This window comes from Rhodococcus pseudokoreensis (assembly GCF_017068395.1).
Taxonomy (GTDB): Bacteria; Actinomycetota; Actinomycetes; order Mycobacteriales; family Mycobacteriaceae; genus Rhodococcus_F; species Rhodococcus_F pseudokoreensis.
In genome coordinates this window covers 5,937,379-5,959,648 of the sequence record NZ_CP070619.1, presented here as the reverse complement: position 1 = coordinate 5,959,648, position 22,270 = coordinate 5,937,379, and the positions used below count along the sequence as shown (strand labels likewise).

The 22,270-nt window shown below is 67.1% G+C and carries 23 protein-coding genes and 1 pseudogene; 14 read left to right on the top strand and 10 right to left on the bottom strand.

Annotated elements, in window-relative coordinates; translation table 11 throughout:
- Nucleotides 1–10 precede the first annotated feature (10 nt).
- Nucleotides 11–958, bottom strand: coding sequence for an AraC family transcriptional regulator (locus JWS13_RS32400; protein ID WP_206009410.1), 948 nt, complete (start codon nt 956–958; stop codon nt 11–13).
- Nucleotides 959–1,199: 241 nt separating this feature from the next.
- Here JWS13_RS32400 and JWS13_RS32395 point away from each other — a divergent pair, with 241 nt between their 5' ends.
- From JWS13_RS32395 to JWS13_RS32380, 4 genes are all read left to right on the top strand, one after another.
- Nucleotides 1,200–1,772 carry a flavin reductase family protein gene (locus JWS13_RS32395; protein WP_206009407.1) on the top strand — a complete coding sequence of 191 codons (573 nt, stop codon included), beginning with the start codon at nt 1,200–1,202 and terminating at the stop codon, nt 1,770–1,772.
- 37 nt (nt 1,773–1,809) lie between these two features.
- Nucleotides 1,810–3,414 (top strand): 4-hydroxyphenylacetate 3-hydroxylase family protein, encoded by a 1,605-nt coding sequence (locus JWS13_RS32390; protein ID WP_206009405.1) that lies wholly within the window; start codon nt 1,810–1,812, stop codon nt 3,412–3,414.
- Between the two features lie 20 nt (nt 3,415–3,434).
- Entirely contained in the window at nt 3,435–4,283 is an 849-nt protein-coding gene (gene catA, locus JWS13_RS32385) for a catechol 1,2-dioxygenase (protein ID WP_206009403.1), read from the top strand.
- A gap of 75 nt (nt 4,284–4,358) precedes the next feature.
- Complete coding sequence (locus JWS13_RS32380; RefSeq protein ID WP_206009400.1) at nt 4,359–5,153, top strand: alpha/beta fold hydrolase; 795 nt, start codon at nt 4,359–4,361, stop codon at nt 5,151–5,153.
- 4 nt (nt 5,154–5,157) lie between these two features.
- Here JWS13_RS32380 and JWS13_RS32375 read toward each other — a convergent pair whose 3' ends face one another.
- The 6 genes and pseudogenes from JWS13_RS32375 to JWS13_RS32350 form a co-directional block, all read right to left on the bottom strand.
- Entirely contained in the window at nt 5,158–6,393 is a 1,236-nt protein-coding gene (locus JWS13_RS32375) for an acetyl-CoA C-acetyltransferase (protein ID WP_206009399.1), read from the bottom strand.
- Nucleotides 6,386–8,092, bottom strand: a pseudogene (locus JWS13_RS32370) (AMP-binding protein). The gene JWS13_RS32375 and the pseudogene JWS13_RS32370 overlap by 8 nt, the downstream one beginning before the upstream one ends.
- Nucleotides 8,089–8,937, bottom strand: coding sequence for an alpha/beta fold hydrolase (locus JWS13_RS32365; RefSeq protein ID WP_206009398.1), 849 nt, complete (start codon nt 8,935–8,937; stop codon nt 8,089–8,091). The pseudogene JWS13_RS32370 and the gene JWS13_RS32365 overlap by 4 nt, the downstream one beginning before the upstream one ends.
- Entirely contained in the window at nt 8,934–9,725 is a 792-nt protein-coding gene (locus JWS13_RS32360; protein ID WP_206009397.1) for a hypothetical protein, read from the bottom strand. Before JWS13_RS32360 ends, JWS13_RS32365 begins: the two co-directional genes overlap by 4 nt.
- Nucleotides 9,722–10,915 (bottom strand): acyl-CoA dehydrogenase family protein, encoded by a 1,194-nt coding sequence (locus JWS13_RS32355; protein WP_206009396.1) that lies wholly within the window; start codon nt 10,913–10,915, stop codon nt 9,722–9,724. The genes JWS13_RS32360 and JWS13_RS32355 overlap by 4 nt, the downstream gene beginning before the upstream one ends.
- Nucleotides 10,916–11,047: 132 nt before the next feature.
- Nucleotides 11,048–11,653, bottom strand: a complete 606-nt coding sequence (locus tag JWS13_RS32350; protein ID WP_206009395.1) for a TetR/AcrR family transcriptional regulator — start codon at nt 11,651–11,653, stop codon at nt 11,048–11,050.
- A gap of 203 nt (nt 11,654–11,856) precedes the next feature.
- Between JWS13_RS32350 and JWS13_RS32345 the strand changes: the two genes are divergently transcribed.
- The 5 genes from JWS13_RS32345 to JWS13_RS32325 all read left to right on the top strand — a co-directional run bounded on the left by JWS13_RS32345 (nt 11,857) and on the right by JWS13_RS32325 (nt 15,467).
- Nucleotides 11,857–12,336, top strand: coding sequence for a nuclear transport factor 2 family protein (locus JWS13_RS32345; RefSeq protein ID WP_206009394.1), 480 nt, complete (start codon nt 11,857–11,859; stop codon nt 12,334–12,336).
- Complete coding sequence (locus tag JWS13_RS32340) at nt 12,333–12,680, top strand: DUF485 domain-containing protein (protein WP_206009393.1); 348 nt, start codon at nt 12,333–12,335, stop codon at nt 12,678–12,680. The genes JWS13_RS32345 and JWS13_RS32340 overlap by 4 nt, the downstream gene beginning before the upstream one ends.
- Nucleotides 12,677–14,281, top strand: a complete 1,605-nt coding sequence (locus tag JWS13_RS32335) for a solute symporter family protein (protein ID WP_206009392.1) — start codon at nt 12,677–12,679, stop codon at nt 14,279–14,281. The genes JWS13_RS32340 and JWS13_RS32335 overlap by 4 nt, the downstream gene beginning before the upstream one ends.
- A 120-nt stretch (nt 14,282–14,401) precedes the next feature.
- Nucleotides 14,402–14,725 (top strand): putative quinol monooxygenase, encoded by a 324-nt coding sequence (locus JWS13_RS32330; protein ID WP_206009391.1) that lies wholly within the window; start codon nt 14,402–14,404, stop codon nt 14,723–14,725.
- 52 nt (nt 14,726–14,777) lie between these two features.
- Entirely contained in the window at nt 14,778–15,467 is a 690-nt protein-coding gene (locus tag JWS13_RS32325; protein ID WP_206009390.1) for an HAD family hydrolase, read from the top strand.
- A gap of 32 nt (nt 15,468–15,499) precedes the next feature.
- Here the strand turns inward: JWS13_RS32325 and JWS13_RS32320 are convergent, their stop codons facing one another.
- From JWS13_RS32320 to JWS13_RS32310, 3 genes are all read right to left on the bottom strand, one after another.
- Nucleotides 15,500–16,582: an NAD(P)H-dependent amine dehydrogenase family protein gene (locus JWS13_RS32320; RefSeq protein ID WP_206009389.1), complete on the bottom strand. Its 1,083-nt coding sequence runs from the start codon at nt 16,580–16,582 to the stop codon at nt 15,500–15,502.
- A 118-nt stretch (nt 16,583–16,700) separates the two neighbouring features.
- The gene (locus JWS13_RS46040) at nt 16,701–17,852 is read right to left on the bottom strand and encodes a M13 family metallopeptidase (RefSeq protein WP_206009388.1); all 1,152 of its coding nucleotides are present in this window, start codon (nt 17,850–17,852) and stop codon (nt 16,701–16,703) included.
- Entirely contained in the window at nt 17,849–18,724 is an 876-nt protein-coding gene (locus JWS13_RS32310; protein WP_206009387.1) for a M13 family metallopeptidase, read from the bottom strand. The genes JWS13_RS46040 and JWS13_RS32310 overlap by 4 nt, the downstream gene beginning before the upstream one ends.
- Nucleotides 18,725–18,787: 63 nt before the next feature.
- Between JWS13_RS32310 and JWS13_RS32305 the strand changes: the two genes are divergently transcribed.
- The 5 genes from JWS13_RS32305 (at nt 18,788) to JWS13_RS32285 (ending at nt 22,263) form a co-directional block, all read left to right on the top strand.
- Nucleotides 18,788–19,138, top strand: a complete 351-nt coding sequence (locus tag JWS13_RS32305; protein WP_206009386.1) for a YrdB family protein — start codon at nt 18,788–18,790, stop codon at nt 19,136–19,138.
- Between the two features lie 267 nt (nt 19,139–19,405).
- Nucleotides 19,406–20,638: an alkane 1-monooxygenase gene (locus JWS13_RS32300; RefSeq protein WP_206009385.1), complete on the top strand. Its 1,233-nt coding sequence runs from the start codon at nt 19,406–19,408 to the stop codon at nt 20,636–20,638.
- Entirely contained in the window at nt 20,638–20,805 is a 168-nt protein-coding gene (locus JWS13_RS32295; protein ID WP_087558809.1) for a rubredoxin, read from the top strand. The genes JWS13_RS32300 and JWS13_RS32295 overlap by 1 nt, the downstream gene beginning before the upstream one ends.
- A gap of 1 nt (nt 20,806) precedes the next feature.
- On the top strand, nt 20,807–20,992 hold the full coding sequence (locus tag JWS13_RS32290; RefSeq protein WP_012689462.1) for a rubredoxin: 186 nt from the start codon (nt 20,807–20,809) through the stop codon (nt 20,990–20,992).
- The gene (locus JWS13_RS32285; RefSeq protein WP_206009384.1) at nt 20,989–22,263 is read left to right on the top strand and encodes an NAD(P)/FAD-dependent oxidoreductase; all 1,275 of its coding nucleotides are present in this window, start codon (nt 20,989–20,991) and stop codon (nt 22,261–22,263) included. The genes JWS13_RS32290 and JWS13_RS32285 overlap by 4 nt, the downstream gene beginning before the upstream one ends.
- The last annotated feature ends 7 nt before the right edge of the window (nt 22,264–22,270 follow it).

Sequence of the window (22,270 nt, the reverse complement as noted above, 5' to 3'; positions counted from 1 at the left end):
CCGACAACTTTCAGAGGCCGCGGGCTCGCAGCGACTCGGACGGCGTCACACCGTACTTTCGACGGTAGGCGGCGGCGAATCTGCCGGTGTGCATGATTCCCCAGCGGGTGGCGACTTCCGAAACGGTTGCACAGGAGGCACTTCCGGTCAGGTCGGCGTGCACACGTTCGAGGCGCACGTCGACGAGGAACTCCATCGGTGTCATGCCCACGTATTCGCGGAACCCCTGCTGCATGCGCCGGACGCTCACGCCGACGAGTTCGGCCATCTCACCTGCGGTCCAGGGGCGGGCCGGATCCTCGTGGATCGCGTCGATGACCCGCTTGACGATGCGCGGGCGGATTCCCGACGAGCCCGTGTCGTCGTCCGGCATCGCGGTGAGCACGAGGGCGGTGGTCAAGGCGCCACACAATTGCTGCGACACCATCTCACTGCGCAGGAGAATGCTGTCGTGCAACGCCTGGTCGGCGACGGAACGGACGAGCCTGAGCCACTCCGCTCCGGCGCCCGCACGCAGGTCGAGTTGCCGCGGCAACAGCTGACCCGGCCTGGCGAGCACACGGTCCATCTCCCGCTGGAGGTAGTCCCGGTCCACCTTGAAGCCGATGATCTCGCAGGAACTGCTCCAATTGGTGATCACGGTCCGGGTGTCGGGCGGACAGATCGTCGCCAGCCCGGGCGTCGACGTCACTTCCGTGCCGCCGGTGACGGACACGATGCGACCGGTCAGGGGGATGTTGATGCCGTACGCGCCGGGATGGTCGGACTCGATGGCCACGGCTGCCCCGAATCCGATCCGGGCGAGCCGCGACGCCCCCATGTCGGACGATTCCAGCGACGACCGCGCGGCGTTGTCACGCGACAGCGGACGCAGTTCGTGGGGGAAGTACGCGTCCGCGACCACCTCGTGAACCTCGTCCCAGTCGGTGAAACCGGGGCCTTCCAACTGTCCTCGCATACGTACGTCCAGACCTCTCACCTCGCGCTTCGGCGGCGTTCGAGCAACTCCCGACCCTAGCATCGCCTGTGACTCACGTCACTGCAAGGCCCTGCGCCGCGCCTCCGCCAACCCCGTTTCGCGTTCCGGATCGGCGGTTCGCAATGAGGATCGACGGGCTGTGACGCCCGTCATACGTTGTGCAGGTGCCCCGAAACGCAGGGGTGATCGCACGAATCGTGCAGAAAGGCGGTTTCGAAAAATGGATCAGCGCACTCTCCGTAACATTTTCGGCCAGTTCGCCAGTGGCGTCACCGTGATCACGTGCGCGAACGCCGACGGCGAGCCGCACGGGGCGACCGTCACCGCGTTCACCGCGATCTCGATCGAACCTCGGCTGTGCCAGGTGACGCTGACCCGGAAGTCGAAGGCGTGCAGCTACCTGAGCGATGCGCCGTTCGCGGTGAACATTCTGGCCGCCGATCAGCTCGACACCGCCATGCACTTCGCGGGCAAACCACAACGGACGGAGCCGGTGTGGGACCAGTCCGGCATCGCTCCCGCCCTGTCCGGCAACGCGGCCACGCTGACGTGTTCGCCCTGGGCGTCCTACGACGGCGGCGACCACGTCATCTTCATCGGCGAGATCGTCGATGCGTCCGTCGACCCGGTCAAGGACCCACTGCTGTTCTACCGGAGCACATTCCACGATCTCGGTGCCGTGTCGGGCACCGCGGCGTGGAACGGTTGCCTCGACGACCCGCACAGCGGATGGTTCGACGCCACCGCGTCGTTCACCCCGGTCCACCTGCAGCTCGCGCGCGCTGCGTCCTGACGAACAGCCCCCGACCCATGATCACGAAGGGAACACCATGACCACCACCGAAGCTCCCGTCGACCGCAGCAAGGTCAACCCCGCCGCGGACTGCGATGCCAACCGCACCGCGAACTTCGCGTCGCGGCCGATGACCGGCGACGAGTACATCGAGTCGCTGCGCGACGACCGCGAGATCTGGCTGCACGGGGAACGGGTGAAGGACGTCACGACGCATCCGGCGTTCCGCAACCCGATCCGGATGACCGCCCGCCTCTACGACGCCATGCACACCGGCGAGCACGTCGACGCCCTGACGACACCCACCGACACCGGCAACGGTGGTGTGACGATGCCGTTCTTCCGGGCGTCCAAGACGTCGGACGACCTGCTGAAGGACCGCGACGCCATCGCCACCTGGGCGCGCATGACGTACGGCTGGATGGGCCGCTCCCCCGACTACAAGGCGTCGTTCCTCGGCACCCTGCACGCGAACAAAGAACTGTATTCGCCGTTCCAGGACAACGCGGAACGCTGGTACAAGGAATCGCAGGAGAAGGTTCTCTACTGGAACCACGCGATCATCAACCCGCCCGTCGACCGGCAACTGCCGCCGGACGAGGTCGGCGACGTGTTCATGAAGGTGGAGAAGGAAACCGACGCCGGCCTGATCGTCAGTGGCGCCAAGGTCGTCGCGACCGGTTCCGCCATCACCAACTACAACTTCATCGCCCACTACGGTCTGCCGATCAAGAAGAAGGAATTCGCCCTCATCTGCACGGTGCCGATGGACGCACCGGGCGTGAAGCTGATCTGCCGCACGTCCTACACCCAGCAGGCCGCGGTCATGGGCAGCCCGTTCGACTACCCGCTGTCGTCGCGGATGGACGAGAACGACACGATCTTCGTCTTCGACAAGGTGCTCGTGCCGTGGGAGAACGTCTTCATGTACGGCGACGTCGAGAAGATCAACGCCTTCTTCCCGCAGTCGGGGTTCCTGCCCCGCTTCACGCTGCAGGGCTGCACCCGGCTGGCCGTCAAGCTCGACTTCATCGCGGGCCTGCTGATGAAGGCACTGGACGCCACCGGGGCGGGCGGCTTCCGGGGTGTGCAGACCCGGGTCGGTGAGGTGATCGGCTGGCGAAACCTGTTCTGGTCGCTCACCGAATCCATGGTCCGCGACCCCGAGCCCTGGGTGGGTGACACCGTCATCCCGAAGCTCGAATACGGTCTCACGTACCGCATGTTCATGCAGCAGGGTTACCCGCGGATCAAGGAGATCATCGAGCAGGACGTCGCGTCCGGGCTGATCTACCTGCCGTCGTCGTCCGCCGACTTCAAGTCGCCCGACGTCCGCCCGTACCTCGACAAGTACGTCCGAGGCTCCGAGGGAATGCCCGCGGTCGAACGCGTGAAGATCATGAAGGCCCTGTGGGATTCGGTGGGCAGCGAGTTCGGTGGCCGCCACGAACTGTACGAGCGCAATTACGCCGGCAACCACGAGGGTGTGAAGGCGGAGCTGCTGATGTTCGCGGAGAACCGTGGCGACGTCGCCTCGATGAAGGGCCTCGCCGAGCAGTGCCTCGCCGAGTACGACCTCGACGGCTGGACGGTGCCCGACCTGATCGGCAACGACGACGTCTCCTACTTCGGCCGCAGCTAGTTCACAGACCAGGAGCTACCATGACCACGCTCGAAAGCCCCACCGCCGTCGGTTCCGGCAATGCCGCCACGGACAAGTTCAGGGGCGCCCGGTTCACCGCCGACACGTCCCCGGAGCGCCTGTCCGCCATCGCCACCGAGGCGCTCGCCGGATTGAGCGCGCTGATCCAGAAGCACGCCGTCACCTACCCGGAGTACCGCGTCCTCAAGCAGTGGCTCATCGACGTCGGCGAGGGCGGCGAATGGCCGCTGCTCCTCGACGTCTTCGTCGAGCACGAGATCGAAGAGGTGAACTCCCGGAACTTCCAGGGCACCAAGGGAAGCATCGAAGGTCCGTACTACGTCCCCGGAGCACCGGAACTCCCTGCGCGGTGCACACTTCCGATGCGCGAGGAGGATCGGGCGCACACCGCGCTCGTCCTCCGAGGCCAGGTGACCGATCTGGAGGGCACCGGGCTCGGCGGTGCCACCCTCGAGCTGTGGCATGCCGACGACGAAGGCTACTACTCGCAGTTCGCCCCGCACCTGCCCGAATGGAATCTGCGCGGGACCGTCGTCACCGACGCGGAGGGTCGGTACGAGATCACGACCATTCAGCCTGCGCCGTACAAGATTCCGACCGACGGTCCGACCGGCCGATTCATCGAGTCCGCGGGCTGGCATCCGTGGCGGCCGGCGCATCTGCATCTGCGGGTGACCTCGCCGGGCAAGCAGCCGATCATCACGCAGCTGTATTTCGCGGGTGGGGACTGGATCGACGACGACGTCGCCACCGCGACGAAACCCGAACTCCTCCTGGATCCGCGGCTGGACGAGACCGGGCGTAAGGTTGTCACCTACGACTTCGCGCTCGATCCCGCCGCGGACTGAGACACCGACCATGTCCCCGGGCGACACGATGAGACTTCGTGTCGCCCGGGGTCTTACGCTTGTGGAGGAACCTTCATGGCCAGCACGTCACCGGCCCGGACCACGGAATTCGTGCGCACCGCGACGGCGGTGATCGAGGTCGTCGTCGAAGGAAGTGGGCCGCCGGTAATCCTGTTGCCGTCGCTCGGCCGGGAGTCGTACGACTACGACGATGTCGCGGGCGGATTGGCTCAGCACGGGTTCCGGGTCTGCCGGCCGCAGCCGCGTGGCATCGGCCGCAGCACCGGTCCGCTGGCGAACATCACGTTGCACGACCTGGCTGCCGACGTCGGGGCGGTGATCGAGGCGCAGGACAACGGCCCGGCGGTGGTGGTCGGTCACGCCTACGGGCATTACGTCGCTCGGATGCTGGCCGCCGACCGGCCCGACCTGGTGCGCGGCGTCGTCGTGGCTGCCGCAGGCGCCCGGAACTATCCGGCTGCGCTCACCGAATTGGCGGTGAAGTGCGCCGATTCCTCGCTGCCCGACGCGGAGCGGATCGGCTACCTGAAGACCGGGTTCTTCGCGCCGGGCAACGATCCGACGGAGTGGCTCAGCGGCTGGTATCCGGAGGTGTCGAAGCGTCAACTCGCCGCCGCGGCCGCCACCCCGAAGGACGAGTGGTGGGCGGTGGCGCATCAGCCGATCCTCGACCTGCAATCGGCTCTCGACCCGTTCCGTCCCCGCGAGACGGCGAACGAATTGCGGGACCGGTTCGGCGAATTGGTTACCGTGACCGTCGTCCCGAATGCCAGCCACGCACTGATGCCGGAAGCGCCCGCACAGGTTGTGCGGGCGCTCACCGACTGGATTCGGACCCTCGACAGCTGAGCGGTCAGGCCCGTTCGAAGATCGCGGTCAGACCCTGGCCGCCGCCGATGCACATCGTCTCGAGGCCGTACCGGGCGTCGCGACGGTCCATCTCGCGCAGCAGGGTGGTGAGAATCCGGACTCCCGTCGCACCGACCGGGTGTCCGAGGGAAATCCCCGAACCGTTGACGTTGGTGCGGTCGAAATCCTGGTCGCCGAAGTTCCATTCGCGGGTGACGGCGAGTGCCTGCGCCGCGAATGCCTCGTTCAGTTCGATCAGGTCGATGTCGGCGAGCGTCAGTCCGGCACGCTTCAGTGCCCGCTCGGTGGACGGCACCGGGCCGATTCCCATCTCGGACGGCTCCACACCGGCCACCGCCCAGGTGACCAGGCGGGCGAGCGGCCGGAGACCGAGACGCTCCGCCTGCGCCCGGGTGGTGACGAGGCACGCCGCCGCGCCGTCGTTCTGCCCGCTGGCGTTGCCTGCGGTGACGGTGGCGTCGGGGTCGGTGGCACCCATGATGGGCCGTAGACGCGCGAGTGACTCGAACGTCGTGTCGGCGCGTGGGTGCTCGTCCCGGTCAATGACCCGCGGATCACCCTTGCGGACCGGGACTTCCACCGGAACGATCTCCTGCGCGAACTTCCCCGAGTCGATGGCGGCGACCGCCCGCTGATGGGAGCTGACCGCGAGTTCGTCCTGTTCGCGACGGCTGATCCGGTACTTGCGGCGCAGGTTCTCCGCCGTCTCCAGCATGCCGCCGGGCACCGGGTAGTTGCGTCCGCCGGCGGTGACGCGCCCGCGGGCGAGCCGGTCGTGGAGCGCTGCCGGGGCGCCCTTGGCTCCCCAGCGCATCGACTCGGTGTAGTACTCGGCGCGGCTCATCGATTCGACGCCACCGGCGATCACCAGTTCGGCGATCCCCGTCTGCACCCGCATCGCGGCGTCGAGCACGGCCTGCAGACCCGATCCGCAGCGACGGTCGAGTTGCTGACCGGGAACCGTCACCGGCAGTCCCGCATCGAGGGCCACGACGCGGCCGATGGCGGGTGCCTCACCGTTCGGGTAGCACTGACCGAAGATCACGTCGTCGATGCTGCCCGGATCCACTCCGGTACGGTCGAGCAGTTCGGACACCACACGGGCGCCGAGGTCGGCGGCGGGAACGTCCTTGAACTGGCCGCCGTACCGGCCGACGGGGGTGCGCAGGGGCTCACAGACGACGACGTCGGTGGCCTGGGCGTTCGAGTTTTCAGGCACTGCGGAAATCCCTTTCGTGATCGGTCCAGCGCTGCGCCCATTCGCGCAGTTCGACCGCTCGGATCTTGGCTCCGTTACCGCCCACGGTGGTCGGCATTTCCTCGATGATGTGTACGGCGGCGGGAACCTTGAACGCCGCCAACGACTCTGCGCACCAGGACTTGAGCTCTTAGGCGTCGACGTCGGCGTTCTCGGCCGGGACGACGAACGCGACGGCTTCGGTGTATCCGCCGGTGCCGGTGACTCCGACGACCTTCGTGAGGTGGACGCCGTCGTGTTCGGCGATCCGGTGCTCGATCTCGGCGGGATCCACCAGGAATCCGCGCAACCGGAGCACGTCGCCCATCCGGCACACGTACGTGTAGCCGCCGTCGCCGGTCGCGACGGCCAGGTCACCGCTGCGGAACCATCCGTCCGACGTGAACGCGCGCGCGGCCGCGTCCGGGTTGCCGAGGTACGCGTCGACGACGTTCGGTCCGCGTACCTGAAGCTCCCCCTGTTCGCCGTCGGGGAGAACGGAATCGTCCAGTGGGTCGGCGATCCGGATTTCGATGGCGGGTTCCACCGGACGCCCGCCGCCGTTCCAGCGCACGGCTTCCGGGTCGGTGCCATCCCACAGCAGCATCAGAGCGAACACCTCGGAAGACCCGAAGACGCCCGTCGTGACGGCGTCGAACTCGTCCCGGACCCATGCGGCCACCTCGTGCGAACGGCCGAGGAAGTCGGCGATCCCGAGCCGTTTCAGCGAAGACAGGTCGGCGCGGTCACCCCCGTGCCAGGTGTCGAGGAGGCGGGTGAAGAGGTCGTCGCCGCCGACCACGTGGGTCACCTTCAGCGACTGCATGCGACCCAGTGTGGCCGCGGCGTCGAAGACGGGTTCCATCAGGAGGGCGCCGCCGCCGGCGAGAGTCGCCAGGGCGGTGCTGAATCCGAACACCCCCGACACGGGCAGCACACAGAGCGTGACGTCGCCGGGCTGGACGTCGAGTACTACTGCGTCGGCGCGTGCGTGCCGGACCACCGCGGATTCCCGATGGGCGGCGAGTTTCGGAACGCCGGTGGATCCGGACGTGGTGAACGCGACGGCGAGCGGGTCGGCGGGGTCCGCCCGCTCGCCCGCGGCGGTCGTGGTGGCCATGTCGGGGGTCTCCGGCACCCGAATACCGCCGGTGTCCGCGCTGCCCGCGGTCCAGGCGCCGCCGCCGAGGTCGAATCGCGCCGGATCGGGCGCCTCGCCCGCGGCCGCCGGGCCGCGCACCACGGCGACCGCCGGGGCCGGGAGGTCGACGGACTGCTGCGCCTCGCCGAGCCGCCCGAACAGGTCGAGGCCGTGGAAGTGGTCGGCCACCGCCACCACCGCGGGTCGCGCCGAGGTGAGGATGTGCGCGATCTCGTGTGTGTTGTACCGGGTGTTGACGCCGATGACGTGTGCGCCGACGGCCGACGAGGCGAGCTGCCAGACGAGTGCATCGGACCAGTTCGGCAGCAGCACGGCCACGCACTGGCCGCGGCGCACACCGACTGTTGCGAGTTCCGACTGCAGTGCCTCGACGCGGTCGCGGAGGTCGGCGCGGCTAGTGACGAGCGGTTCGCCGTCGACGACGTCGATCGTGGCGGGGGCCGCAGGGTCGGCGGTCACGAGTTCGTCGAGCAGCGCGGTGAGGGTGTCACGGCGCGTTGCCGTGTCGTGCGCCGTCACGAGAGCACCGCCGCGGTGCGCAGTTCCGTCAGCCAGCCGTCCGCCACCGACGCGAAATCGTCGATCTCCTCCATGGGGTAATGGCCGATGTCGTCGAGCAGGGTGAACGTCGTCGATCCCGGCCGGGCGTCTTCGATTCGTGTGGCGGCCTGCTCGACGAGTCCGGCCTGGATCCACGGGTCCTGCGCTCCGGCGACGAGCCTGATGGGGCAGGTGATGTCGGCGAGACGGTCCCGCACGTCGTGTGTTCCCCAGGCGATGAGGTCCGAGGACGAGATCTCCGGGTCCTCGCGTTTGTGCATCGTCGCGATCAGGCGGGCCTGAGTTTCGGGCACGGACCGCCCGATGGACGCCAGGGTGCCCAGGTACGTGCGGTCGGCGCGGCTGGGTCCGGCGACGTCCTCGAGTTCGCGGCGCAGTCCGCCGACGTTGACGCGGCCGGGACCGGCCTCGGCCTCCATGGCGATCGCCCCGGCCAGCGGCCGTGTCGGGCGGGTCGCGAGTTCGAGTGTCAGCTTGCCCCCGATGGAACATCCCATGACGAAGGGGCGTTCGACGGCGAGGGCGTCGAGGACCTTCCCGAGCCAGTCCGCGAACACCACGATGCTGGTGATCGGGCCGTCGACGGCGGGTTCGGAACGCCCGTGCCCCGGAAGGTCGGGGACGATCACCCGATAGCCGCGGTCTGCCAGTGCGGACGCGGCATGGCGCCACTGGACTCCGCTCTGCCCCGCGGTGTGCAGGCACAGGACGGTGGGTGTTTCGCTGTCCGGACGATTGTCGGGGGTGACGATTTCGACGAAGCCGAGCGCGCCGTCGATGTCCAGGTATCGGGCCTCGATCACGACCGGGCCTCCCTTCCGCACGTGAGTGGCAAAGTGTGCTCCGGCACGCGGCGCCACTCACGTGCGGCGGTGCGGGCATGGGCGATGACGATGTCGAGCGGCTTGGTGAGTCGCAGGTACTCGTACCCGTCGCCGCTGGAGGAGAATTCACCGCTGATCGCGCGGCGCATGAAGTCGTTGTGTTCGGCGACCATCAGGTCGACCCATGTCACGGCCGGGACGACGAGCGTGAACGTGGCCCCACCCGGGACCCGGCGCGCGACGTCGATGATTCGGCCGCGGTAGATCCGCAGGTGCACCTCGCGGGCGCCGCCCGAGGCGTCGGTGCAGCGCAGGCCCACCGTGCCGTCCCACGTCGCCAGCGAGGACGCGAAGGCAGGGTCGGCGGAGAGCGATTCGCGGAGAATCTCTCCCCAGGCGGGGGTGCAGAAGTCGACCGCCGGGTCGTATCGGACTGCGGCGGGGTCGGGCAGACGCCATGTCTCGATGCCCTGCTCGCGGACCGACCCGCCGTCGTCGACGAGTCGGACGTGGCGGTCGAGAACTGCTCCGTCCGCCGACTGTTCGACCCGCGTGACGACGGATTCGACGCGGACGACGTCGTCATCCGTCACCGCGGACTGCGAATTCCATTGCAGCCCGGCACGTGTGGCTCCGACAGTCGGTCGCGGGGTGAGCAGCCCCGCCACCGCGATTCCCGTCAGCGACGATTCGGGCAGGGACAGTGCGAGTTCGGAGACTCGACGGGCATCGCTCACCGTGCGATCGCCGACCGTGGATGCACTCATTCGGCGGCCCTCCCCAGCAGCTCGTCGGAGATGATCCGCATTTGGATCTCGCTGGTGCCCTCGAAGATCTTCGTCAACCGGGCATCTCGCCAGTGCCGCTCCACCTGGAAGTCGGTGGTGTACCCGGCGCCGCCGTGGATCTGCACCGCCTCACTGGTCACCCGCTCGGCCATCTCCGTCGCCACCAGCTTGCACATCGACGCCTCCAGCGAACACCGCCGACCGGTATCGATATCGGTGGCCACCGCATACATCAACTGCCGCGCCGCCTCGATATCGGCGGCCATCTTGGCGACCTTGAACCGCAGATGCTGAAACTCCGCCAACTCGCGCCCGAACTGCCGGCGGGTGTGCAGATACGCGATCGAATCCTCCAACGCCGCCCGCGCCAACCCGATCGCCCGCGCCGCGGTGTGCGCCCGGCCCACCTCCAACCCGGACACCGCCAGGTAGAAACCCTTGCCCTCCTCGCCGAGCATCGCGGTGGCCGGCACCCGGACATTGTCGAACGACAGCTCCCAGGTACTCCACCCGAAATACCCGATCTTGCGGATCTTCGTCCCACTGACCCCGGCCGGGAACCCACCGCGGTCCTTGTCGATCAGGAACGCACTGATCCCCCGATGCGGCTTGCCCGGATCCTTGTGCGGGTCGGTGCGCGCGAACAACACCAGATAATCGGCCTCGTCGGCGTACGTGCACCACATCTTCGTGCCACTGACCATCCAGTCGTCGCCGTCACGGGTCGCGCGGCAGGACATGTTCGCCACATCCGACCCGGCCTCGGCCTCCGACAACGCGTACGCCCCCAGATACTCACCCCGGGCGACCTTCGGCAGCAACGCCGACTCCTGCTCCGCGGTGAACCCGCCGCCCATCCCGTTGCCGCGGGCCAGCAACCCGGACACACTCATCCACGCCCGCGACAACTCCTCCGCCACCAGGCAGTACTCGAACACCCCCAACCCCAGACCACCGTGTTCCTCCGGGATCATGATCCCGAAGAACCCGACCTCGGCCATCGCCTTCTTCAACGTGTCCGGGATCGTGCCCTGCACCGGATCCAACTCGTTCGCGACCGGCAGCACCTGCGTCATCGCGAACTCGCGAGCCAGATCCCGGATCGCCAGGCGGTCCTCGGTCAGATACCGCGGTGAATCGGTACGCGGCTGCGACGGCCGATGCGTCATGGATACTCCTCCACTCGAACTACGGGGCGCGTGAAACGGGGAACTCGCGGTTCCGCACTCGAATCACATTAACGCTTGTTCACCCAGTAGAGCACGGCCGGGATCGCACCGTCAATGCCGAACCCGTCCGAATCAGGCGGGGCGGTACCCCACCAGGTTGAGCGCGTACACGCCGTACGAATCCGCTACCGCCTGCGCGGACAGGGGGCCGTCCGGCCGGTACCAGAGCGCGATCCCTGCGCACATGGTCAGCACGGCGGTCACCGCCTGGTGGACGTGCGGGACGTCGAAGTCACCGCCCGCTACCCCTGCCTCGGCGATGGCGACGAACAGGTGCTCCTGGGCGTCGCGCGAACCCACGACCCGTTTGCGGTCGACCTCGTCGAGATAGCGCAGTTCGGTGTTGGCCACCAGGCATGCGCGCTGGTTGCGTGCGGTGTACAGCGAGTGCGCGACGACCGCGGCCGTCCACTGCTCCGCGGGCGCGGCACCCGCCTTGCGCAGGGCGTTCCGGGTGGCGGTGAACTGCTCGTCGCTGGCCGCGCGCAGGATCTCGACGAGGAGTTCGTCCTTGTTGTCGAAGTGGTTGTAGACGTTGGCGGCGCTGCACCCGGCACGTTTGGCGATGGTTCGCATGGTCGCGGCATGAAAGCCTGCGGTGTAGAACTCCTCCAGCGCCGCGTCCAGAATCCGCTGCCTGACGTGGGGAATCACCGCACCGCTTGACCGAGTGTTCATCCCTCGGAGGGTAGAGGCAGCGCGCGGCGCGAGCAACGATCCGGCGGGAAATAGCAGTTCAGCACCGCCCCATGGACGGCAGTCGTTGGGCCGACGCTCGGCCTTGACCCGCGACACAACGTCGATTATGGTCCCCATCACATGAACGGTTGTTAATAACCGATTCGCACATTCCGCACATCGCACCGTGGAGGTATGCCGCCTTGAGCACCCTCGAAGAACGAATTGGCCGACTGGAAGACCTGGAGGCCATCCGATACCTCGATGCGCAGTACTGCCGCCATCTCGACGACGGCAACTGGGACGCGCTGATGGACCTGTTCACCGACGACGGCGAATTCGACGGATTGTCCAACCCGAAGGGCAAGAGCGCGATGCGGGAATTCTTCGCCGGACTCGCCTCCGGTGGGCTCACCGCGTTCTGGCACTTCATCACCAACCTGGAGATCGACCTCGACGGAGATCGCGCGACCGTCCGCTCGTTCCTGTGGCAGCCGTGCGTGACCGACGGCACCGCCTCGATCGCCGCCGGCCGTTACACCGACGAGGCCGTCAAGATCGACGGTCGCTGGTTGTATCGCGTCAAGCAGGTGCGTTTCCACTACTTCGGGCCGCTGGCCGAGGGCTGGGACGAGAACCGGTTCGCCCTCGAGTCGGCGCGGCGCGCGGCGGTGAACGCATGACCACCGAGTCGCCCACCACGACGTCGAGAGCATGGTCGCCGATCCTCGCGCTACCCGAGTTCGTCGAACTGCGGCGACGGCGGCGGACCGTCACCACCGCGCTCGGCCTGATCGCGATCGTAATGTTCGCCGGCTTCCTCGTCGGATTCGCCTACTTTCCCGAATTCCTGGGCGACAACACGGCATTCGGCATTCCGCTGTCGCTGTGGGTGGTGTTCTCACAGTTCGCCGGCACCTGGGTGCTGGTGTACGCGTACTTCCGGCTCTCCCGCACCTTCATCCAACCCGCCGCCGATGCCGCCGTCCTGGCCATCGCACAACGTGATCAGGAGCTTGCGTCATGACCGGCGACGCCGATTTCCTCGCCATCGGCATCTGCGCCGCCGTCATCTCCCTCACCCTATGGGTGACGTTCGCCGCGTCACGCCGAAGTCGCAGCGCCACCGGATTCTTCGCCGCGGGCCGCTCGATCACCGGGTGGCAGAACGGTTTCGCGATCGCCGGTGAATTCATCTCCGCGGGCAGTTTCCTCGGCACCACGGGATTGATCTTCTACAAGGGCGTCGACGGCGCCGTCATCCTCTGCACGTCGGTGGTCTCCTTCCTCCCCGTCCTCTTCCTCCTCGCCGAGAAGATGCGCAACGTCGGAAAGTTCACTCTCGCCGACGTTCTGGTGTTCCGGACCGGTGCACGACGGGTCCGGGTGGTGGTTGCGCTCAGCACCATCGTCACCGGCACATTCGTGCTGCTCGCCCAACTCGTGGCGGCAGGGGTGCTGCTCGAGTCGGTGTCGGGGATCCCGTTCGGCCTGTCCGTCGTGGTGGCCGGTTCGCTCATGGGCATCTACGTCTTCGTCGGCGGCATGCTCGCGACCACGTGGGTTCAGGTGATCAAGTCGTCCATCCTGTCGATCCTGGCGGTCGTGGTGTGCCTGGGAATCCTGGCGAAGTTCGGTTTCAGCCTCCCCGGCATGCTCGGGGCCGCGACGTCGAACGCCGCTGCCGGGGACGCCATCCTCTCGCCGGGTCTGATCTTCGGGCAGACCGGCGCGATCAACCTGATCTCCTACTCCCTGGCGTTCGCTCTCGGCACGGCCGGCATGGCGCACATCCTGATTCGCTTCTTCACCGTCCCCGAGGCCGCGACGGCGCGGAAGTCGCTCGGCTGGACCGTCGCGCTGTGCAGCGTGTTCTACCTGATCGTCATCGTGATGGGCTTCGGCACCGCGGCGCTCCTCGGCCCGGACGGGGCGGATCAGGTCGGCGCGGGCGGCAACCTCGCCGCACCCACGCTGGTCACGGAACTCGGCGGAGGCGTCGGCACCATCGGCGGATCGATCGCGCTGGCCATGGTCGCCGCCGTCGCATTCGCGAGCATCGTCGCCGTCGTCGCCGGTGTGGTGATCTCGGCGGCCGGCACGTTCGCCCACGACGTCTGGCCCACGCTCACCCGCCGGAAGTCCGCCGACGCCGGCACGGACACGGCGGATGCTCGGGAAGCGAAGGTCGCGCGGTACGCGGCGGTCGCGTTCAGCGTCGTCGCGGTCGGATTGACGATGGCGATTGGCAACACCACCAACATCACGTACTTCATGGGGATGGCCTTCATGGTCGCAGGCAGTGCGCATCTGCCGAGCCTGCTGCTCAGCCTGGGCTGGCGGCGATTCAACAGCACCGGCGCCATCTGGGGCATCTCGGTGGGATTGACATCCACCGTGGTCAGCCTGATGTTCACGGAGGCGCTCTGGCTGGGCAGCGGACCGGCGCCGTTGACCATTCAGCTGCCGGTGATCATCACGATGCCGCTCGGGTTGGCCGCGGCCGTGATCGGCTCACTCGCCGGTGAACGCCGTCACGGACGTTCGGCGGACCGGGACGAGAAGTTCGCCGAAATGCTGGTCCGCGCCGAAACCGGAATCGGTGCAGAACTCGCCGAAACGCACTAGCGTCCGCGCTCGACCGATGCCCCCGCTGCGACGGCGGGGGCATCGTCCGTTGCGCGGGTCCGAGTCCGGCACACGCGCGCGTAGGATTCTTCGCGGGACAACTCGAGAAGTGAGGCAGCCGTGATCTTCATTGTCGTCAACTTCACCGTGAAACCGGACCACGCGGACGGCTGGCTCGACCTGGTGCAGCCGTTCACCGACGCGACCCGAAACGAACCGGGCAACCTGTGGTTCTACTGGTCGCGGGCGGTGGACGATCCGAACCTATTCGTCCTCGTCGAAGCGTTCCGCGACGACGACGCCGCCGTCGCCCACGTGCAGAGCGAGCATTTTCAGAATGCGCTGCGCGTATTGAAGCCCGCCCTTGCCCGGACGCCGCGGATCATCAACACCAAGATCGACGGCACCGAGTGGTCGCAGATGGGTGAGCTCGAGGTCGACTGACCCCGTCCGGCTTCACGCTGAAGCCGGACGCAACGCGCGTTAGCCTGGACAAATGGCTTCCGAACTCGACGCAGTGATCTTCGACTTCTCCGGCACGCTGTTCCGGCTCGAGGAGGACGACAGCTGGATGTCCGACCTCACCGACCACGACGGTGAACCGTTCGACCTCCACCAGCAGGCCGAATTGATGCGGCGCATGACGGCGCCGGTTGGTCAGACGGTCGAGATGGACGCCGCCGAACACCACGCGTGGACCAACCGCGACCTCGACCCACGGTTCCACCGGCAGGCGTACCTCGACGTGCTGCGCAAATCCGGGGTCGCGCACGAGGACCAGGCGGTCGGACTGTACAAGCGGCTGATCGACCCGGGATGCTGGAGCCCGTATCCCGACACCGCGGAAGTGCTTGCGTCGCTGAAGGACCGTGGTATCAAGGTCGCCGTGCTGAGCAACATCGCGTTCGACATCCGGCCCGCGTTCGCGGATCTGGGGGTCGAGCATCTCGTCGACGCGTTCGTGCTGTCGTTCGAGGTGGGGGCGATCAAACCGGACCCGAAAATCTTCGAGCACGCCCTCGCCGCACTCGGTTCCGAACCCGGACGCACTCTGATGATCGGCGACAGCGAGGAAGCCGACGGCGCCGCGCGGAACGTGGGTTGCGCGTTCGCGCTCGTCGAACCCGTCCCCCTCGCGGAGCGCCCGGACGGTCTCCGGAATGCCTTGAGTGCCTTCGGCCTGTGAGTACTTATTAACGTCGGGCGGTTAACAAGTACTCATGGGTGCGGAGCGCACAAGCCGCGACCCGTGACGAGCGGCAGGTCGAGTGCGGTCACCAGGCCGGGCTTCGCCTCGACCACCGCCTGTACCGAGTTCACCAGGCGCATCGCGGTGACGATCATCCCCGACACGTTGTGGTCGCCGTGCTCGCCGTGGTGGTCGAATTCGAGCGTCATCATCGGTTCGCCCGTGATGTCGATGCGGTAGCACCCGTCGCCGCGGGTGGGTTTCGGCCAGTCCGGTTGCTGGTCGGGGTGGGTGCGGGTGATGTGTTCGAGGACCACGCGCGGCACCCCGTCGACGGTGCCGACGACTTCGAACCGCACCGTCGCCACGGTTCCCTTCGCGATGTGGCACGACAGGATGTCCAGGTCCTGCTCGGCGGGGATCCGTTCGAACTTCTCGACCAGCGGTTCGTCGAGGGTGAGATCCAGTCCCGCGGCGATCTGGCGGACGACGCTCCCCCACGCCAGCGACAGCACGCCCGGCTGGAACAGCATCGGCGTCTCCTCGACGGGTTTGCCGAAACCGAAGATCTCGCTCATCACCACCGGCTGGTAGTAGGTGGAGTAGTCGGCGATCTCGGAGCAGCGCACCTCGTCGATCCGCTGCGACAGGCTCGTCATGGCCAGCGGGAGAACGTCGTTCGCGAACCCGGGGTCGATACCGTTGACGTGGAGACTCGCGCCTCCCTGTTCGCCCGCGCTGTGGATGCGGTCGACGAGTTCGTCCGGGACCACCCCGATCGGGTACTGCAACAGGACGGGGCCCGAGGACACGACGTTGATGCCGGCCTCGAGGAAGGAGATCAGGTCCTCGATGGCGTCGAAGATGCGGTCGTCCGTCATCGCGGTGTGCACGATGCAGTCCGGTTTCAGCGCGAGGAGCGCAGCCTTGTCGTCGGTCGCCGTCACCCCGAGGTTGCGGCCGAGACCCGCCAGTTCGCCGGCGTCCTTCCCGACCTTCGCCGGGTCGGACACCCACACGCCGACCAGTTCGAGGTCGTCGCGGGCGTCGATGCCTGCGATGGCGTGACGCCCGACCGTACCGGTGGACCATTCGACGACGCGGTAGCTCATGAGTTCTCTCCTCGTTCCAGAAGCAGTACCCCTCCCGCGAATGTAACAGGTTCTAGTGCTGCGCTCGTGAGTACTTGTTAACCGCCGGTGGTTGATAAGTACTCACGGGCGCGGAGCGCTACTCGTGCACCAGCGGGGAGCCGGGCGGGCAGTCGAACGACTCACCGAACCCCGGGACGTTCGGGACGACCCCGTTGACGCGGAGATCCGACGGCGCGTGCGGGTCGCTGCCCAACTGGGTGATCATGGCCTCGTCGCGGGTCTTCTCGCGCCACACCCGGGCGTAGTTGAGGAAGAACCGCTGACCTGGCGTGTAGCCGTCGATCTTCTCCTCCGCCGCCCCGGGGTCGGAATCGAGCGCGGCCTTCAGTGCGTCGTACGACGCGTTGACGCCGCCCAGGTCGGCGATGTTCTCACCGAGCGTCAGGTTGCCGTTGACGTGGAGGTCGGGCCGGCCGGGGATCGGGGTGTAACCGTCGAACTGGTCGACGAGTTTCTCCGTCCGGGCCGCGAACTGTTCGCTGTCCGCGGGGGTCCACCAGTTCACGTTGTTGCCCTTGCCGTCGAATTGGCTGCCCTGGTCGTCGAACCCGTGGGTGGCCTCGTGCCCGATGACGGAGCCGATGCCGCCGAAGTTGAGGGCGTCGTCGGCGTTCGGGTCGAAGAACGGGGCCTGCAGGATCGCGGCGGGGAAATTGATCGTGTTGTCGCTGGGGTTGTAGTACGCGTTGACGGTCTGCGGGGTCATCGCCCACTGCGTGCGGTCGGACGTCTTCCCGATCTTCGCCAGATCGTAGGCGTGATTGAACTTGTCGGCCGCGGCGAGATTCCCGAAGTAGTCGCCGCGGCTGATCTGCAAACCGGACCAGTCGCGCCACGTGTCGGGGTACCCGATCTTGGGGACCAGTTCCGACCACTTGTCGAGTGCCTTCTGCTTGGTTTCCGGGCTCATCCAATCCACGTTCTCGATGCGTACCTTCAGCGCGTCCAGCACGTGCCGGACCAGTTGCTGGGCGCGGTCCTTCGCTGCCGGGTCGAACGCCTCCTGCACGTACAGTTCGCCCATCGCCTCACCCATCGCGGTGTTCACGTCCGCGACTGCGGTCTTCCAGCGGGGCTTCTGCGCGGTGTTGCCCGAGATCTGCTTGTCGAATTCGAACTGGTTGTCCCGAAACGGTTTCGACAGTCGCTCGGCGGAGCGGGACACCACCTGCGCGCGCAGGTAGGACTTCCACTGGTCGACGGGAGCGCGTTCCAGGAGTTCGTTCACGCGAGTGAAGTAGGGGTGGCGGCGAGGGAGAATCCCGCGTCGGGCGAGACCCCCTGCGCCGCGAGGTACCGCCGCCAGTCGAATGCCGGTGTCGTCGCGTTCGCCTGATCGACGGTGACGAGGTTGTACTGCGTCGCGGGATCGCGTGCCTGTTCGGGCGACAGCGACGCGTCCGCCAGCGCCTTCTCGAGTTCGACGGCCTGATCGGCCTGCGCCGCGCCGGCACCGATCAGGTCGAGTGACGTACCGAGGTAGCTGCGGTAGGCGTCGAGGATCGGCGCGTACTGCGGGTCGCTGTAGTAGTCCTTGGACGGCAGCGAGATTCCGGTCGGGGCGACGAATCCGATCTGCTTCGTCGCATCCCGGTAGTCGGCACCCGCAGTGAGACCGAAGACGATCGATCCGCCGTCCACGGCATCCTCGGTGAGGAATGTCGCGACGTCCGCAGCGGATCCGATGGCGTCGATCCGAGCCAATTCCGGTTCCAGTGGGGCGAAACCGGCTGCGTCGATGAACTTCTCGTCCATGGCCGACTCGTAGAGCGCACCGATCTTGGACCGGTCCGAGTTCGCGTCCTCACTCCCGAGGTTCTCCGCGGCGCTCTGGGCGATGCCCCGCTGCGTGTCCAGACTCTTGTCGCGTAGCTGGTTGAAGACGCCGTACTTGGATTCGTCGTCCGGGATCGGGGTCTCCGCGATCCAGGTGTCGTTGACCGTCCCGTAGAGGTCGTCGCAGGGGTTGATCGCGGAGTCCAGTTCGGCTGTGTCGAACGCGGCGTCCGTGGCCGGCGGCGACGAACAACTCGCGACACCCATCGTCAGGGCCGTCCCCGCCGCCACCACCGCGAACCATCGTCTGCACCCGAACTGCACCAGTCTCTCTTCCGTCGTCCCGTATTCGCCGTCCCTTCCAACGTACGCATTTACGCTGGACCGATGAGCGAAGCCGGCGCGCAACGGGTGGGTGTACTCGACGTCGTGGCCTTCGCCTGTGAGATCGCGATGCTGGTCCTGCTCGCCGTCGCGGGGTGGTCGCTCGCGAACTCGACGGTCGTCCAGGTGGTACTCGCCGCGCTCCTCCCGGTGGCCGCGGCCGTGATCTGGGGTGTCGCCATGGCCCCGAAGTCGAGCCGACGACTACCCAACCCCGCGCGACTGGTCGCCCAGACCGCTCTGTTCGCGGTGACCGGCGCGCTCGTCGCATTCGCCGGTCACCCATGGTGGGGGCTGGTCTTCGCCGTCGTGGCGACGGCGACGTTCGCTGCGCGCTCACGCACGCCGGACTAGCGGACTACCAGCGGTACCCGAGCAGGCCGAGAACGAATTCGAGCCAATCGGGCAGTCCGGGATCGCGGAACATCGAGGGCCTCCTCCGCACGGTGACACGTTGTCGCACTGTCTATCGGCCGGGACGACCCCGGCGTTAGAGCGGCGCCCTGTCGGGATTTACAAATCCTCAGTTTTGTCTAGACCTTGGATCGAAGTCCGTGTACTGTCCAAATGAGAGTGAGCTGGTTCATACCGCGACAGCTACTGGACGAGGAGGTTCGGACCGTGACGACGTCGGATATCGGCAGGACGACAGAGGAAGCACCCCCGGAAGCCTGGCGCGACCGCAAGCGCTACCTGTGGCTGATGGGGTTGATACCCCCGACCGCACTGTTCCTCGCCGCGGGACTGGTGTGGGCCTTCAACCACCTCGGATGGTCGGCGGTGGCTCCGGTGTGGTGGTGGATCGGCGCGCTGTTGCTGTTCATCGTGCTCCCGGTCCTCGACCGGTTCTTCGGACCCGACGGCCAGAACCCGCCCGAGGAAGTGATGGAACAGCTCGAGAACGACAGGTACTACCGGTACTGCACCTACGTGTTCATCCCGTTCCAGCTGGCAAGCCTGGTGTTCGCGTGCTACCTCTGGTCGGCGGACAGCCTGTCCTGGCTCGGCATCGACGGCGGCCTCGGACTGGTGTCGAAGATCGGTGTCGCGTTCAGCGTCGCCGTGATGGGTGGCATCGGCATCAACACCGCCCACGAGATGGGTCACAAGAAGACCGACCTCGAACGCTGGCTGGCCAAGATCACGCTCGCACAGACCTTCTACGGCCACTTCTACATCGAGCACAACCGCGGCCACCACGTCCGGGTCGCGACACCCGAGGACCCGGCGAGTTCACGTTTCGGAGAAAGCTTCTGGGCGTTCCTCCCCCGCAGCGTGTGGGGAAGCCTGAAGTCGTCGTGGGAGCTGGAGAAGACCCGGATGCATCGACTCGACAAGAGCACGTGGAGCATTCACAACGACGTCCTCAACGCGTGGCTCATGTCGGTGGTGCTGTTCGGCGCACTCGTCGCGATATTCGGTCCGGTCGTCATCCCGTTCCTGATCATCCAGGCCGTCTACGGTTTCTCGCTCCTCGAAACGGTCAATTATCTCGAGCACTACGGCCTGATGCGCCAGAAGACCGCCAGCGGCCGCTACGAGCGTTGCGCGCCCGCACACAGCTGGAACTCCGACCACATCGTGACCAACATCTTCCTGTATCACCTGCAGCGCCACAGCGACCACCACGCGAACCCCACCCGGCGGTACCAGACGCTGCGGAGCATGGACGGCGCCCCCAACCTGCCCAGCGGATACGCCAGCATGATCACGCTCGCGTACTTCCCGCCGCTGTGGCGCAAGGTGATGGACCACCGGGTGCTCGACCACTACGACGGCGACATCACCCGCGTGAACATCCAACCCGGCAAGCGCGAGAAGGTTCTGGCCAAGTACGACGGCGGAGTTCGGTGATGGCCGCCTACCAGTGCCCGGTCTGCGACTACGTCTACGACGAAGCGTCCGGCGCACCCCGTGAAGGATTCCCCGCCGGCACCCCGTGGGCCGATGTGCCCGACGACTGGTGCTGCCCCGATTGCGGGGTCCGCGAGAAGATCGATTTCGAAACGAAGGTGGCATGACATGAGTACCGATTTCAAGCTTTTCCGCTGCGCCCAATGCGGATTCGAGTACGACGAGGCCGAGGGCTGGCCGGAGGACGGCATCGAGCCGGGCACCCGGTGGGACGACATTCCCGACGACTGGTCGTGCCCCGACTGCGGTGCCGCCAAGGCCGATTTCGACATGGTCGAGGTCAGCCGGGCATGAGTGCCGTGCCGAATCCGTCCACCGCACTGTCGACGGTCGTCATCGTCGGGTCGGGTATCGCGGGGGCGAGCGCCGCGCAGACGCTCCGCTCGGAGGGTTTCCGCGGGCGCGTCGTCCTGATCGGAGACGAACCCACGCCGCCGTATCGGCGCCCCACTGTGTCGAAGGACCTCCTGTCGGGTGCCACGGCCGCGGAGAAGACCGCGCTGAAGCCGGACTCGTTCTGGCAAGAGCAGGATATCGAATTGATCACCGGAGCAACGGCGGTCGAACTCGACGCACGACGGAAGGTGGTGACGCTCTCGTCCGGCGAGACACTGCACTTCAGTGCTCTGCTGCTCGCCACCGGCGGCCGGGCGCGCCGCCTCGACGGTGCCTCCGGCGCAAACGTCTTCACCCTTCGATCGATGGCCGATGCGGATTCGCTCCGGGAGTCGATTCGACGCACCGGGTCCCTGCTCGTGATCGGCGGAGGCCTCATCGGATGCGAGGTCGCCGCGACGGCGCGGTCGCTGGGCGCGGGCGTAACCGTTCTCGAACGGGACCCGTCGCTCCTCAGTCGCATCGTGCCGCCGGACGTCTCGACGATGATCGCCTCCATGCACTCCGAGAACGACGTCGACGTCTGCACGAACGTCACGCTCGCCTCGCTGAACGTGGGCGACGACGGCGCCGCCCTGGCCACCGCGGCCGACGGTCGCATCTGGAGTGCCGGGACCGTCCTCGTCTCGGTCGGCACCGTCCCCGAGGTGACGCTCGCCGTTGCGGCGGGACTCCGGGTCCACAACGGCATCACCGTCGACGGGATGTTCCGCACGTCGGCCGACGGCATCTTCGCCGCCGGCGACGCCGCCAACATTCCCGGGGCGCGCGGCGACGAAAGATATCGCTCCGAACACTGGAACGGCGCTCAGGCACAAGGGATTGCCGCCGCCCGCTCCATCCTCGGTAGACCCGCATCGTTCACGGACGTTCCCTGGGGGTGGTCCACGCAGTACGGCCACACCGTGCAGTTCGCCGGTGCAACCCGTGTCGACGACGACTACGTGGTCCGCGGTTCGGTCGCGGATCGCGACTTCACGGCCGTCGCGATGCGCGAAGGCACTCCGGTCGGCGCCATCGCCGTCGGCCGTCCGAAAGACCTCCGGACCGTGCGCACGATGATCGCCCGGGGCGGCACGGTCGACCGCGCCGCCCTGGAAGACGAGTCGGTCGCCCTGGCGGACGTGCCCGCCCGTGAGCGGGAAGGCCTGGTAACACCCGCCCGCTAGCATCGAT

Excerpts from the sequence above, each read along its gene's own strand:
- JWS13_RS32380 (WP_206009400.1), top strand. The coding sequence starts at position 4,359 with ATGGCCAGCACGTCACCGGCCCGGACCACGGAATTCGTGCGCACCGCG.
- JWS13_RS32400 (WP_206009410.1), bottom strand. The coding sequence starts at position 958 with ATGCGAGGACAGTTGGAAGGCCCCGGTTTCACCGACTGGGACGAGGTT.
- JWS13_RS32305 (WP_206009386.1), top strand. The coding sequence starts at position 18,788 with ATGAGCGAAGCCGGCGCGCAACGGGTGGGTGTACTCGACGTCGTGGCC.
- JWS13_RS32360 (WP_206009397.1), bottom strand. The coding sequence starts at position 9,725 with ATGAGTGCATCCACGGTCGGCGATCGCACGGTGAGCGATGCCCGTCGA.
- JWS13_RS32395 (WP_206009407.1), top strand. The coding sequence starts at position 1,200 with ATGGATCAGCGCACTCTCCGTAACATTTTCGGCCAGTTCGCCAGTGGC.
- JWS13_RS32325 (WP_206009390.1), top strand. The coding sequence starts at position 14,778 with ATGGCTTCCGAACTCGACGCAGTGATCTTCGACTTCTCCGGCACGCTG.
- JWS13_RS32320 (WP_206009389.1), bottom strand. The coding sequence starts at position 16,582 with ATGAGCTACCGCGTCGTCGAATGGTCCACCGGTACGGTCGGGCGTCAC.
- JWS13_RS32355 (WP_206009396.1), bottom strand. The coding sequence starts at position 10,915 with ATGACGCATCGGCCGTCGCAGCCGCGTACCGATTCACCGCGGTATCTG.
- catA (WP_206009403.1), top strand. The coding sequence starts at position 3,435 with ATGACCACGCTCGAAAGCCCCACCGCCGTCGGTTCCGGCAATGCCGCC.
- JWS13_RS32350 (WP_206009395.1), bottom strand. The coding sequence starts at position 11,653 with ATGAACACTCGGTCAAGCGGTGCGGTGATTCCCCACGTCAGGCAGCGG.
- JWS13_RS32390 (WP_206009405.1), top strand. The coding sequence starts at position 1,810 with ATGACCACCACCGAAGCTCCCGTCGACCGCAGCAAGGTCAACCCCGCC.
- JWS13_RS32295 (WP_087558809.1), top strand. The coding sequence starts at position 20,638 with ATGGCCGCCTACCAGTGCCCGGTCTGCGACTACGTCTACGACGAAGCG.
- JWS13_RS32335 (WP_206009392.1), top strand. The coding sequence starts at position 12,677 with ATGACCGGCGACGCCGATTTCCTCGCCATCGGCATCTGCGCCGCCGTC.
- JWS13_RS32290 (WP_012689462.1), top strand. The coding sequence starts at position 20,807 with ATGAGTACCGATTTCAAGCTTTTCCGCTGCGCCCAATGCGGATTCGAG.
- JWS13_RS32285 (WP_206009384.1), top strand. The coding sequence starts at position 20,989 with ATGAGTGCCGTGCCGAATCCGTCCACCGCACTGTCGACGGTCGTCATC.
- JWS13_RS32340 (WP_206009393.1), top strand. The coding sequence starts at position 12,333 with ATGACCACCGAGTCGCCCACCACGACGTCGAGAGCATGGTCGCCGATC.